Annotated in this window: 11 protein-coding genes and 1 pseudogene; 11 read left to right on the forward strand and 1 reads right to left on the reverse strand. The window is 68.9% G+C overall.

Annotated elements, in window-relative coordinates; translation table 11 throughout:
* Positions 1-69: 69 nt before the first annotated feature.
* The gene (locus ASD77_RS13145; protein ID WP_055942443.1) at positions 70-1,848 is read right to left on the reverse strand and encodes a diguanylate cyclase; all 1,779 of its coding nucleotides are present in this window, start codon (positions 1,846-1,848) and stop codon (positions 70-72) included.
* 273 nt (positions 1,849-2,121) lie between these two features.
* Between ASD77_RS13145 and ASD77_RS13150 the strand changes: the two genes are divergently transcribed.
* From ASD77_RS13150 to ASD77_RS13200, 11 genes and pseudogenes are all read left to right on the forward strand, one after another.
* The gene (locus ASD77_RS13150) at positions 2,122-2,451 is read left to right on the forward strand and encodes a YerC/YecD family TrpR-related protein (protein WP_055942446.1); all 330 of its coding nucleotides are present in this window, start codon (positions 2,122-2,124) and stop codon (positions 2,449-2,451) included.
* A gap of 7 nt (positions 2,452-2,458) precedes the next feature.
* A complete protein-coding gene (gene hisG, locus ASD77_RS13155; RefSeq protein WP_055942449.1) occupies positions 2,459-3,373 on the forward strand; it encodes an ATP phosphoribosyltransferase in 915 nt (304 codons plus the stop codon).
* Positions 3,370-4,683, forward strand: a complete 1,314-nt coding sequence (gene hisD / locus ASD77_RS13160; protein ID WP_055942452.1) for a histidinol dehydrogenase — start codon at positions 3,370-3,372, stop codon at positions 4,681-4,683. Before hisG ends, hisD begins: the two co-directional genes overlap by 4 nt.
* Positions 4,680-5,759 (forward strand): annotated as a pseudogene (hisC, locus tag ASD77_RS13165) (histidinol-phosphate transaminase); the annotation flags it as partial. The gene hisD and the pseudogene hisC, both read left to right, overlap by 4 nt.
* A 65-nt stretch (positions 5,760-5,824) precedes the next feature.
* Complete coding sequence (gene hisB, locus ASD77_RS13170) at positions 5,825-6,898, forward strand: bifunctional histidinol-phosphatase/imidazoleglycerol-phosphate dehydratase HisB (RefSeq protein WP_055942455.1); 1,074 nt, start codon at positions 5,825-5,827, stop codon at positions 6,896-6,898.
* On the forward strand, positions 6,895-7,497 hold the full coding sequence (hisH, locus tag ASD77_RS13175) for an imidazole glycerol phosphate synthase subunit HisH (RefSeq protein WP_055942458.1): 603 nt from the start codon (positions 6,895-6,897) through the stop codon (positions 7,495-7,497). The genes hisB and hisH overlap by 4 nt, the downstream gene beginning before the upstream one ends.
* Complete coding sequence (gene hisA / locus ASD77_RS13180) at positions 7,494-8,231, forward strand: 1-(5-phosphoribosyl)-5-[(5-phosphoribosylamino)methylideneamino]imidazole-4-carboxamide isomerase (protein WP_055942460.1); 738 nt, start codon at positions 7,494-7,496, stop codon at positions 8,229-8,231. The genes hisH and hisA overlap by 4 nt, the downstream gene beginning before the upstream one ends.
* Positions 8,225-9,001, forward strand: coding sequence for an imidazole glycerol phosphate synthase subunit HisF (gene hisF / locus ASD77_RS13185; RefSeq protein WP_055942463.1), 777 nt, complete (start codon positions 8,225-8,227; stop codon positions 8,999-9,001). Before hisA ends, hisF begins: the two co-directional genes overlap by 7 nt.
* Entirely contained in the window at positions 8,991-9,617 is a 627-nt protein-coding gene (hisIE, locus tag ASD77_RS13190) for a bifunctional phosphoribosyl-AMP cyclohydrolase/phosphoribosyl-ATP diphosphatase HisIE (RefSeq protein WP_055942466.1), read from the forward strand. The genes hisF and hisIE overlap by 11 nt, the downstream gene beginning before the upstream one ends.
* A 236-nt stretch (positions 9,618-9,853) precedes the next feature.
* Positions 9,854-11,434, forward strand: coding sequence for a calcineurin-like phosphoesterase C-terminal domain-containing protein (locus ASD77_RS13195; protein ID WP_055942469.1), 1,581 nt, complete (start codon positions 9,854-9,856; stop codon positions 11,432-11,434).
* A 2-nt stretch (positions 11,435-11,436) separates the two neighbouring features.
* On the forward strand, positions 11,437-12,018 hold the full coding sequence (locus ASD77_RS13200) for a YdeI/OmpD-associated family protein (protein ID WP_055942471.1): 582 nt from the start codon (positions 11,437-11,439) through the stop codon (positions 12,016-12,018).
* Positions 12,019-12,514: the final 496 nt, after the last annotated feature.

Raw genomic sequence — 12,514 nt, forward strand, 5'->3', positions numbered from 1 at the left:
GAGCGACGTAAGTCGCGAGCTTTAAAGCCATCGCGACTTACGTCGCTCCCACACCTGAAATCCCGAGCCCTACAACGTCCGCACGCAATCGCGCCCTTCGGCCTTGGCGGCGTACAGCGCCTGGTCGGCGACCTGCAGCGCGGATTCGAGGCTGTCGCGGGCGTCCAGGTCGACGCAGTGCACGCCGATGCTGGCGGATACGGCGATCTCCAGCGTGCCGCTGCGGCAAGGCGCGGCGCGAAGTGCCTGGCGCAGTTCCTCGGCCACCACGCTGGCTTCGCCCAGGCCCATGCCGGGCAGGGCGGCGATGAACTCCTCGCCACCGAACCGGGCCAGCAGCGCGCCATGCGGCCGGAGGGTTTCGGCCAGGGTGTTGGACGTGCAGCGCAGGCAGTCGTCGCCGACCAGGTGGCCGTAGGTGTCGTTGATGCGCTTGAAGTGGTCCAGGTCGATCATCAGCAGCGAGATCGGCCGCTGCGAATTGCGCGACTGCGACAGCAGGTGCTCGAACGCCTCGCGGAAATGCGTGCGGTTGTAGAGGTCGGTCAGGCCGTCCAGGCGGCTGGATTCGCGCAGCCGGTGGTGCGCGCTCTCCAGTTCCGACATCGCCTGGCGCAGTTCGCCCGTGCGTTCGATGACTTGCGCCTCCAGCGAGGTCTTGGCCTGGCGCACGATGCGTTCGTTCTCGTTGCGCAGGGCGGCGTAGCGGTAGCCCAGTGCGACCGACAGCAGCAGCATCTCCAGCGCCGAGCCGATCTGCACGCCGTACTCGGTCAGGAAGGTCTTGGGCAGCAGGCCGAACGCCAGCGCCACGAAGATGCCGGTGCCCAGCAGGAACATCGCCCACGCCAGCAGGAACACCTTCGCCGGCCGGTAGCCGCTGCGCACCACCACCAGCGCGACCACCGCGATCCAGACGATGCTGGGGAACACCGCTGCCGAGGCGATCGGCGTGGCCACGTGGTAGGGCAGCTGGGTGGCGGCGATGCCGAGCAGCACGAAGAACGCGATGATCGCCTTGCTGATGCGGTCGCCCCATCGCCATCGCGTATTGAGGTCGAGGAAGGTGCGCGAGAACTGCTGCATGCCGATCTGCGCAAGGCATACCGACAGCGGTACCGCCTTGTCCGCCAGCCACGTGGAATGCGGCCAGAAGTATTCGAAGCCCAGCCCGTTGAGGGTGAACAGCACCAGTCCGAACGCGGTGATGTGGAACAGGTACCAGAAATAGCTGCCGTCGCGCAGCACCAGCCACAGCACCAGGTTGTAGAAGAACAGCGCCAGCAGGATGCCGTAGTAGATGCCAATGCCCAGCTGGCCGTCGCGCGAGAGTTCGGCGAACGCGGTGGGCGTATACAGGAACAGCGGCACCTGCATCGAGCTCTGGCTCTGCACGCGGACCAGCAGGTCGACCTGTTCGCCGGTCGGCAGGTCGAGCCAGAAGTTGGGATGGCGGTAGCGGATGCTGCGTTGCTCGAACGGGAACGTGTCGCCGCCGACGTGGTGAACGACGCGTCCGTCCGGATAGCGCGCGTAGACATCGATGCGGTCGCTCAGCGCGTACTGCTGCACCAGCAGCCAGCGTTGCTCGCGCGGATTCCCGTTGGTGACGCCGACGTGGAACCAGAACGCGCCGGTCTGGAAGCCGAAAGATGCATCGCCGTCCGGCAGCGGCGAGAAGCGGCCCTCGGCCAGCTGGCGCATGGCGCCGTCGACGGTCGTGTCACCTGCGTTGTCGTGCAGGTAGGTGGTCTGCGGCGCGAGCGGCAGGTAGCTGGCGTCGGGCGCGATGCGGGCGGGCGTACCGGCGGCGGCCAGCAGGGGAATCCACGCGAGCAACAGGAGCAAGCCCGCCAGCCTGTGGCGCGCGAATGGCGAAGTGCCTGATGCCGTCATGCCGGTCCCCCCCGGGTGCCGTCGCGGCCGCCGGGGTTTCCGGTCGGTCCTTCTGGCGTCCTTGGCAGTGTACTCATCGTCCCTGTCCGCTCCAGTCCATTGCGGTCCCCCGTCTGTCTGTCCGGGACAACGGAATCGGCGGCGCCATCCAGACAGACGGGTTGACGCTTTGCAGCAATCTGATTAATGTACTAGCGCATTAATACATTGGATCACGAGTTCCGCATGAAGCGCCGTTTCCCCCACGAAGCAGCGGATCCCGCCGCCGGCCCGGTGCAGGCGCTGTCCGAAGCCCTGTCCGCGCTGGACCGGCCGGACGAGGTGCGGGCCTTCCTCGAAGACCTCTGCACCCCGGCCGAGCTCGAAGCCATGTCCGACCGCTGGCGGGTGGTGCCGCTGCTGCTGAAGGGCGTGCCGTACCGCGAGATCCACGACCTGACCCAGGTCAGCGTGACCACCATCGGCCGCGTCGCGCGCACGCTGGAGCGGGGGGCGGGTGGCTACGCCACCGCCGTCCAGCGCCAGCAGGCCGCCGCGTCCTCCGCTTCCCACTGAGTACCCCATGAGTCCCTCCCTGACCCCCGCGACGCGCGAGCGTCTGCGTATCGCCATCCAGAAGAGCGGGCGGCTGGCCGAGCCGGCGCGCACGCTGCTGGCGGCCTGCGGCCTGAGCTGGCGCGAGAGCCGCGACAAGCTGTTCTGCTACGGCGAATCCCTGCCGGTCGACCTGCTGCTGGTGCGCGACGACGACATCCCCGGCCTGATCGCCGACGGCGTCTGCGATTTCGGCATCGTCGGCCGCAACGAACTGGACGAACAGGCCGGCGAGCGCGCATTGCTCGGCCTGCCGCAGGCCTACCGCGAACTGCGCCCGCTGGGCTTCGGCAGCTGCCGGCTGATGCTGGCGGTGCCCGACAGCTGGGAGTGGGAAGGTCCGCAGCAGCTGCAGGGCCTGCGCATCGCCACCAGTTATCCGTCCGTCCTGCGGCAATGGTTGCAGGCGCGCGGCATCGATGCGGCGGTGGTGGAACTGTCCGGCTCGGTGGAGATCGCGCCCAAGCTGGGCACGGCGGACCTGATCTGCGATCTGGTGTCCAGCGGCGCCACGCTGGCGGCCAACCAGCTGAAACCGGTGGAAACGCTGCTCGACAGCGAGGCGGTGCTGGCAGGCCCGGCGCGCGAATTCGACGATGCCCGCGCCGGCCTGGCCGACATGCTGCTGCGCCGGCTCGACGGCGTGATGAAACTCAAGGACAGCAAGCTGCTGATGTTCCGCGCCGAGCGCGACACGGTGCCGGCGCTGTCGCGTCTGCTGACCGACAGCGAAGGCCTGGTGACGCTGCCCGGTGGCGAAGACGGTCCCCTCTCGTTGCAGGCGATGTGCCACGGCGCGGTCACCTGGCAACGGTTGGAGGAGCTGCAGCGCGCCGGTGCGCAGGGCCTGATGGTGCTGTCGGTCGAGAGGTCGCTGGCATGACCGCATCGCCTGCTCCCGTTTACGACTGGAATGCGCTGGACGACGTGGCGCGCGAGGGCTTGCTCGCACGACCGGTGCAGACCGTCGCGCAGCGCACGCGTGATGCCGTCGCCGGCCTGCTCGCCGATGTGCAGGCGCGCGGCGATCTGGCGCTGCGCGACGTCACCGCGCGCTTCGATGGCGTTGAACTCGCGACGTTTGAAGTGAGCGAAGAGGAGTTCGCGGCCGCCCACACGGCCGTGCCCGCCGACCTGCGGCAGGCGATGCAGGAGGCGGCGGAGCGCATCGAAGCCTTCCACCGCGCCGGCATGGCGCAGCCCTACGCGGTGGAAACCGCGCCGGGCGTGGTCTGCGAGCGGATGATCCTGCCGATCCCGCGCGTGGGCCTGTACGTGCCGGCAGGAAGTGCGCCGTTGCCGTCGACGGCGCTGATGCTGGGTGTTCCTTCGCGCCTGGCCGGTTGCCGCGAGGTGGTGCTGTGCACGCCGCCGCGTCGCGACGGCACCGCCGATCCGGCGGTGCTGGTGGCCGCGCAGCTGACCGGCGTGCGCCGGGTGTTCAAGCTGGGCGGTGCGCAGGCGATCGCGGCGATGGCGTTCGGCACGGAGAGCGTGCCGGCCTGCGACAAGCTGTTCGGCCCCGGCAACAGCTACGTGACCGAAGCCAAGCGGCAGGTCGCGCAGGCCGGCGCCGCGGCCATCGACATGCCGGCCGGTCCGTCGGAAGTGCTGGTGATCGCCGATGCCGGCGCGGATGCGGCTTTTGTCGCGGCCGACCTGCTGTCGCAGGCCGAGCACGGCCCGGATTCGCAGGTGCTGCTGCTGTCCGACGACAGCAATCTGATCGAACGCGTGCAGGCCGAACTCGCCACCCAGCTCGCCGCGCTGGACCGCGCCGACATCGCCCGGCAGGCACTGTCGGCCTCGCGCCTGGTCAAGGTCGCCACGCTCGATGACGCCTTCGCCATCAGCAACCGCTATGCGCCGGAGCACCTGATCCTGGCGCTGCGCGCGCCGCGCGCCTGGCTGGACAAGGTGGAAGCGGCCGGTTCGGTGTTCCTCGGCGACTACACGCCGGAAGCGCTGGGCGATTACTGCAGCGGCACCAACCACGTGCTGCCGACCGGCGGCGCTGCGCGTGCGTACAGCGGCGTGAGCGTGGCCAGTTTCCAGAATTTCGTCAGCGTGCAGTCGGCCAGCCGTGCCGGCGTTACCGCCATCGGCGGGTGCGCACTGACCCTCGCGCGCGCCGAAGGACTGGATGCGCATGCCAATGCCGTGGCGCTGCGCCTGCGCAAGGCGGCCGCATGAGCGCCGTGCTTTCCCTGGTCCGCCCGGACCTGCGCGGGTTCGCTGGCTACAAGTCCGCGCGCAGCGAATCGCTGCGTGGCGATGTGTGGTTGAACGCCAACGAGTCGGCCTGGGCCAACCCGGCGGACGGGCAGGGCCGCAGCCGCCGCTATCCCGATCCGCAGCCGCCCGCATTGCGCGCACGGCTGGCGCAGCTCTACGGCGTCGCGGCGGAGAACCTGCTGGTGGGCCGCGGCAGCGACGAGGCCATCGACCTGCTGGTGCGCGCGCTGTGCGTGCCGGGACAGGATGCGATCGTGGTGACGCCGCCGGTGTTCGGCATGTACGTGGTCTGTGCACGCCTGCAAGGCGCGCGCGTGGTGGAGGTGCCGCTGGTGGATGGCGAGGCCGGTCTTGCGGCCGACCTCGACGCGATCCGCGAGGCGGCGCTGGCGCAGGGCGCGAAACTGGTGTTCCTGTGCTCGCCGTCCAACCCCGCCGGCTCGGCGATTCCGCTGGCCCGGATCGCCGCCCTCGCGCAGGCACTGCAGGGCAAGGCGCTGGTGGTGGTGGACGAGGCGTACGGCGAGTTCGCCGACGGCGCCTCGGCGACCACCTTGCTGGACACGCACGCCAACATCGCCGTGCTGCGCACGCTGTCGAAGGCGCATGCGCTGGCCGCCGCGCGCATCGGCGTGGTGATCGGCCACACGGACATCATCGGGGTGCTGCAGCGCTGCCAGGCGCCGTATCCGGTGCCCACGCCCTGTGCCGACCTGGCGCTGGAAGGCCTGTCCGACGCCGCGCTCGCACAGACGCGTGAGCGGGTGGCCACGGTGCGTCGCGAGCGCGAGCGGCTGCAGTACGCATTGGCGCGGATTCCCGGCGTGCGTCGCGTCTACCCCTCGCAGGGCAATTACCTGCTGGCACGCTTCGACAACGCCGAAGGCGCATTCCGTGCGTTGCTCGCCGCCGGCGTGGTGGTGCGCGACCAGCGCGCTGCGCCGCAGCTCGGCGATGCACTGCGCATCACCGTCGGCTCGCCCGAACAGAACGACCGCGTGCTCTCGGCGCTGAACGCGAGTATCGCCGTTGCTGGAATGGCTCCGGCCCCGACCATCTCCGCCGGCGCGCCGGAAGCCTCCCCTACCGACATCCTGTCATGACTCCGATCCTCTTCATCGACCGCGACGGCACCTTGATCGAGGAGCCCGAGGACTTCCAGATCGATGCGTACGAGAAGGTGCGCTTCGTCGCCGGCGTCATCCCGGCGCTGCTGAAGCTGCGCGACGCCGGCTACCAGTTCGTCATCGTCAGCAACCAGGACGGGTTGGGTAGCGAGCAGTATCCGCGCGCCAGCTTCGACGGCCCCCAGGCGCTGATGATGCAGGTGTTCGAGAGCCAGGGCATCCGCTTCCGCGACGTGCTGATCGACGAAAGCTGGCCGCACGAGAACAAGCCCACCCGCAAGCCCGGCATCGGCCTGATGGTCCCTTACCTGCAGGACCGCAGCATCGACTGGGCGCGCTCGGGCATGGTCGGCGACCGACCGACCGACATCCAGTTCGCCGACAACCTGAAGATCCGCGGCTTCCAGCTGAAGACCGCGCAGTTCGGCGGCGAATGGGACTGGGCCGGCATCGCGCACGAACTGGCGGATGCGCCGCGCCGCGCCGTGGTCCAGCGCAACACGAAGGAAACGAAGATCCGCGTCGAGGTCGACCTCGACCGCGTCGCCGAGCCGGTCGCGAAGACCGGTCTGCCGTTCTTCGACCACATGCTGGAACAGATCGGCAAGCACGGCGGGTTCGCCCTGGACGTGCGCGCCGAGGGCGACCTGCACATCGACGAGCACCACACCGTCGAGGACACCGGCCTGGCGCTGGGCCAAGCGCTGAAGGAGGCGCTGGGCGACAAGCGTGGGATCGGCCGCTACGGCTTCACCCTGCCGATGGACGAAACGCTGGCCAGCGCCGCGCTGGATTTCAGTGGACGGCCGTACTTCGTCTTCAGCGGCGAGTTCCGCCGCGAGCGCGTCGGCGACCTGCCGACCGAACTGGTGCCGCACTTCTTCCGTTCGCTCTGCGACGCGTCCGGCTTGAACCTCAACCTGAAGGTGGAAGGCGACAACGACCACCACAAGGTCGAGGCCAGCTTCAAGGCGCTGGCGCGTGCGCTGCGCCAGGCGGTGAAGCGCGAAGGCGCCGACCTGCCGTCGACCAAGGGGGCGCTGTGACGAAGGTCGTGCTGGTCGACGCCGGTGGCTCCAATATCGGCTCGGTGCGCTACGCCCTGCAGCGTCTGGGTGTGGACGCGGAACTGACCGGCGACGCGGCGACGATCCGCGCGGCGGACCGGGTGATTCTGCCCGGCGTCGGTGCGGCCGCCGTCTGCATGGCGCGGCTGCAGGAACTGGACTTGGTCGACGTGCTGCGCACGCTGGACAGGCCGTTGCTGGGCGTCTGCGTCGGCGTGCAACTGCTGTTCGCCCATTCCGAGGAAGACGACACCGCCTGCCTGGGCCTGCTGCCGGGCCGCGTGCGCAAGCTGCCGGCCGCGCCCGGCATCCGCGTGCCGCACATGGGCTGGAACACCCTGCAGCGCACCCGCGACGCCTCGTTGCTGGACGGCATCGCCGACGGCGACCATGCCTACTTCGTCCACAGCTACGCGGCGCCGGTCGACGACGACTGCCTGTGCAGCAGCGAACACGGCCAGCGTTTCGCCGCCGTGGTGCAGCGGGGCAACGTGGCCGGCGCCCAGTTCCACCCCGAGCGCTCGGGCGCCGTCGGCGCGCGGCTGCTGAAGAACTTCATCGAGTACGGATTGCAATGACCGGTTTCACCGTTTACCCCGCCATCGACGTGCGCGATGGCCGTGTCGTGCGCCTGGCGCAGGGCGACTATGCGCGCGAGACGCGCTATGAAGGCGCGCCGCTGGACGTGGCCGTGCGCTATGTCGAGCAGGGTGCCGAGTGGCTGCACCTGGTCGACCTGGACGCGGCCCGTGCCGGCGGCTACACGCTGGCCCCGCTGCTGGCCGACATCGCCCGCGGGACCGCGCTGAAGGTGCAGACCGGGGGCGGCGTGCGCCAGCGCGACGACGTGGCCCGCATCCTCGATGCCGGTGCGCAGCGCGTGGTGGTCGGTTCGCTGGCCGTGCGCGAACCGGAGACCGTGCTGTCCTGGCTGGCCGAGTTCGGCAGCGAGCGCATCACCGTGGCACTCGACACCCGCTGCGACCACGACGGCATCTGGCGCCTGCCGGTGCATGGCTGGACCGAGACCGCATCGGAAACCCTGGACGAACTCGCCGCGCGCTACGCCGCGGCCGGGCTTCGCCACCTGTTGTGCACCGACATCGCCCGCGACGGCATGCTGACCGGCCCCAACCTGGCGCTGTACGCCTACCTGCACGACACCGTGCCGTCGCTGGCCGTGCAGGCCTCCGGCGGTGTCAGCGCGGTCGCCGATGTCGAGGGCGCGCGCGAGGCGGGTTGCGCCGGCATCGTGCTGGGACGCGCGCTGCTGGAAGGCCGCTTCGCCCTGCCGGAGGCGCTGGCATGTTGAGCCGGCGCATCATTCCGTGCCTGGACGTGCGCGAAGGGCGGGTGGTCAAGGGCGTGAAGTTCCGCGACCACGTGGACATGGGCGATATCGCCGAGCTGGCGCTGCGCTACCGCGACGAGGGTGCGGACGAACTGGTGTTCTACGACATCGGCGCCAGTCCCGAAGGACGTTCGGTGGACTATGCGTGGATCGAACGCGTCTCGCGCCTGCTCGACATCCCGTTCTGCGTGGCCGGCGGCATCCGCGACGTGGAGACGGCGCGCCGCGTGCTGTACAGCGGTGCCGACAAGGTGTCGGTCAACACACCGGCGCTGGAGCGTCCGGCGCTGATCGGCGAGCTGGCCGAGGCCTTCGGCGTGCAATGCGTGGTGGTCGGCGTCGACTCGATCCTCGAAGCGGACGGCGAGTGGCGCGTGCGCCGCTACACCGGCGACCCGTCGAAGATGCAGGGCGCCGGCCTGCGCACGCTCGACTGGGTGGTGCAGGCACAGCAGCTGGGCGCCGGCGAGATCGTGCTCAATTGCATGGACCAGGATGGCGTGCGGCGCGGCTACGATCTGGTGCAGCTGCGGGCCGTGCGCGCGGTGTGCGGCGTGCCGCTGATCGCGTCCGGTGGTGCGGGCGAGGTCGAACATTTCGCCGAGGTATTCACCCAGGCGGATGTGGATGGCGCGCTGGCGGCCAGCGTCTTCCACAGCGGACAGATCCGGATTCCGGCATTGAAGCAGGCCTTGGCAGGGCAGGGCATCGAGGTGCGACGTGGCGAATGACAGACAACAAGCGGCGTTCGATCCAGCGCGCCTGGACTGGGCCAAGGGCGATGGTCTGTTGCCGGTGATCGTGCAGGACGCGACCACCCTGCGCGTGCTGATGCTGGGCTACATGAACCGCGAAGCGCTCGACGTCACGCTGGCGGGCGGCCGCGTGACCTTCTTCAGCCGCAGCAAGCAGCGCTTGTGGACCAAGGGCGAAAGCTCCGGCCACGTGCTGGACCTGGTATCGGTCGATGTGGACTGCGACGACGACACGCTGCTGGTGCTCGCCCATCCGCAGGGCCCTACCTGCCACCTGCAGCGGGCCAGCTGTTTCCCGGCGGCACCGTCGGCGTTCCTGTCCGAACTCGACGCCCTGATCGCACGGCGCGAGCGCGAACGCCCGGCGGACAGCTACACCACGCGGCTCTTCGAGGGTGGCGTGCGGCGGATAGCGCAGAAGGTGGGCGAGGAGGGCGTTGAGACCGCGCTGGCAGGCGTAGCGCAGGACGACTCCGCCCTGCTCGGCGAAAGCGCCGACCTGCTGTACCACCTGACCGTGCTGCTGCGCGCACGCGGCCTGTCGCTGGCCGATGCTGTCGAGGTGCTGCGCGCGCGGCATGCGGCCACGTAAGCATGTCGGCAAGCCTTGCTGTGGCTTGGCGGTTGTGGGAGCGACGTGAGTCGCGAGCTCTTCCTTCAGGCATCCCGCGTCGCCGCCAGTCCTGCGAGATGATGTTCGCGACTGACATCGCTCCCACAGTGGAGATCGGCGTGATTCCCGTTGCGACTGACGTCGTTCCCACAACGGCCCCGCCATGATCGCTGCGGCTGCGCGATAATCCGCCGGTCTTTCCGGCTGGAGCCGCCATGCGCGCCCCGTTGATTGCTGTTCTGCTGGCGCTGTTGGCCGTTCCCGCCCACGCGCTGCCGCCACCGTGCAGCAGCGGCCAGGTCTTCGAGGACCGCAACGGCAACGGCGTGCGCGATGCCGGCGAGCCCGGCATCCCCGGCGTGAAGGTCTCCGACGGCGTGCGGCTGTCCACGACCGACGCGAACGGCGGGTACGACGTGCCGTATGAAGACGGCCGTACGCTGTTCGTCATCAAACCTGCCGGCTACGACCTGTCGGTGCGGTCGGACGGCATGCCGGACTTCTGGCACAACCGGCAGTACCACGCCGGTCCTGCATTGAAGTTCGGCGGCATTCCGCAACGCCAGCCCGGCTGCAGGGATTTCGCCTTGCGCCCGCGCGTGGCGGCGGGCGATGGTGCATTCGAGGCGCTGCTGCTTGCCGACAGCCAGACGAGTTCCTTGCAGGACGTGGACTACTACTGGCGCGACATCGTGCAGCCGCTGGTCGGCCGGCATGGTGCGTCGCTGGGCCTGACGCTGGGCGACATCGTCAACGACGACCTGTCGCTGTACCCGGCGATGCTGCGCACCACGATGCGCCTGCAGGTACCGTGGCTGTTCATCCCGGGCAACCACGACCTCGATTTCGACGCCGCCGGCGACGAGGATTCGCTGCGTACCTTCCGCCACCATCTCGGCCCGGACACGTTCGCCTGGGAGGAGGAGGCGCTGACCTTCATCGGGCTGGACGACATCATCTACCAGCCTGGCAGGTCGCCCTCGTATGTCGGCGGACTGCGCGAGGATCAGTTCGCTTTCCTGCAGGCCTATCTGCCTGCCGTCCGCAAGGACCGGCTGCTGGTGATCGGCGTGCATATCCCGTTCTTTGAGGAAGGCGCGCGCGGGTTCCGTGCGGCGGACCGCGAGCGCCTGTTCGCGCTGCTGGCGGATTTCCCGCACGTCCTGCTGCTGAGCGGCCATACCCACACGCAGCGGCACTGGTACCACGATGCCGCCACCGGCTGGCATGGCATGCGGCCGTTGCACGAATACAACGTCGGCGCTGCCTGCGGCGCGTACTGGTCCGGCATCAAGGACGCGCAGGGCATCCCGGTTTCCACCATGGCCGACGGCACGCCCAATGGATACGCACGGCTGCGCGTGAAGGCGGGTGGCGACTACGCCTTGTCGTGGCATCCGGCCCGCGCGCCCGACGACAGCGGCATCGGTCTGCATGCACCGAAGGTCCTGCGCAAGGGCGCCTATCCAGCATGGGGCGTCTACGCCAACGTCTACATGGGGGACGCGGACACGCGCGTCGAGTACCGCATCGACGGGGGCGAGTGGAAGCCGATGAAGCGCGTCGAACAGGCCGATCCGTCGCTGCTGGTCGAGAACATGCGCGACGACCTGGCCGATGCGCTGCGTGGTTACGATCGCTCGCCGGAAGCCGAGGTATCGCAGCATCTGTGGCGTGGCGCACTGCCCACCGACCTGGCCGAAGGCGAACATCGCATCGAAGTACGCGCCTTCGACCGCTGGCGTGGCGAGACGACCGCACACACCATGTATCGCTTGCAGAACGCGGAGCCCTGAGCATGGCCACGCCCGAACTCCCGGTCGAACATTTCGCGGACGCCGCCACATGGGAGCGTTGGCTGGAACGGCATCCCGAGTCCGCCGGGGTGTGGCTGAAGATCGCCAAGAAGGACGCCGGGATCCCCTCGGTGACCTACGCCGAGGCGCTGGACGTCGCGCTGTGCCATGGCTGGATCGACGGTCAGAAGAAGGGGCTCGACGCGCAGTTCTTCCTGCAGCGCTTCACGCCACGGCGTTCGCGCAGCACCTGGTCGAAGATCAACGTGGCGAAGATCGAGGCGCTGACCGCCGCCGGTCGCATGCGGCCGGCCGGACTGCGCGAGGTGAACGCGGCGAAGGCAGACGGACGCTGGGAGGCCGCTTACGACGGATCGAGTTCGATGGCCGTGCCACCAGAACTGGAGAAGGCGCTGGCGCTGACGAAGAATCGCAAAGCCAGGGCCTTCTTCGACAGCTTGGACAGGACCAACCGCTATGCCGTGTGCTGGCGCGTGCAGACGGCGGTGAAGCCGGAAACGAAGCGGGCGAGGGTGGAGAAGCTGGTGGCCATGCTCGCGCGGGGCGAGAAGATCCACGGCTGACCGGCCACTCGGGAACGGCGTCGACTTTCACCGGATGAGGGTAGAGAGATCCATTCGCCCTCAGGCCCGTCATTCCAGCGAACGCTGGAATCCATCGCCCGTGCGTGCCGCGATGCTGGATGCAAAGAGCAAGATGGGTCCCAGCATTCGCTGGGACGACGAGGTGGGAACCGTCATCCCGGCGCAGGCCGGGATCCAGTGCTGTTCGATCTCCATGCATGACAGCAACGCAAGCCGCTGGGTCCCGGCTTTCGCCGGGATGACGGTAGAGAGATCGGTTCGCCTCAGGTCCGTCATTCCAGCGAACGCTGGAATCCATTGCCCGTGCGAACCGCGATGCTGGATGCAAGAGCGAAATGGGTCCCAGCTTTCGCTGGGACGACGGTGTGGGAACCGTCATTCCGGCGCAGGCCGGGACCCAGTGCCTTTCGCTCTCCGTGCATGGCAGCAACGCAATCCCCTGGTTCCCGGCTTTCGCCGGGATGACGGTAGATAG

The organism is Pseudoxanthomonas sp. Root65 (genome assembly GCF_001427635.1).
Lineage (GTDB): Bacteria > Pseudomonadota > Gammaproteobacteria > Xanthomonadales > Xanthomonadaceae > Pseudoxanthomonas_A.

Coding starts and splice junctions, on each gene's coding strand:
- hisB (WP_055942455.1), top strand. CDS start 5,825: ATGACTCCGATCCTCTTCATCGACCGCGACGGCACCTTGATCGAGGAG.
- hisA (WP_055942460.1), top strand. CDS start 7,494: ATGACCGGTTTCACCGTTTACCCCGCCATCGACGTGCGCGATGGCCGT.
- hisF (WP_055942463.1), top strand. CDS start 8,225: ATGTTGAGCCGGCGCATCATTCCGTGCCTGGACGTGCGCGAAGGGCGG.
- ASD77_RS13200 (WP_055942471.1), top strand. CDS start 11,437: ATGGCCACGCCCGAACTCCCGGTCGAACATTTCGCGGACGCCGCCACA.
- ASD77_RS13150 (WP_055942446.1), top strand. CDS start 2,122: ATGAAGCGCCGTTTCCCCCACGAAGCAGCGGATCCCGCCGCCGGCCCG.
- hisD (WP_055942452.1), top strand. CDS start 3,370: ATGACCGCATCGCCTGCTCCCGTTTACGACTGGAATGCGCTGGACGAC.
- hisG (WP_055942449.1), top strand. CDS start 2,459: ATGAGTCCCTCCCTGACCCCCGCGACGCGCGAGCGTCTGCGTATCGCC.
- ASD77_RS13195 (WP_055942469.1), top strand. CDS start 9,854: ATGCGCGCCCCGTTGATTGCTGTTCTGCTGGCGCTGTTGGCCGTTCCC.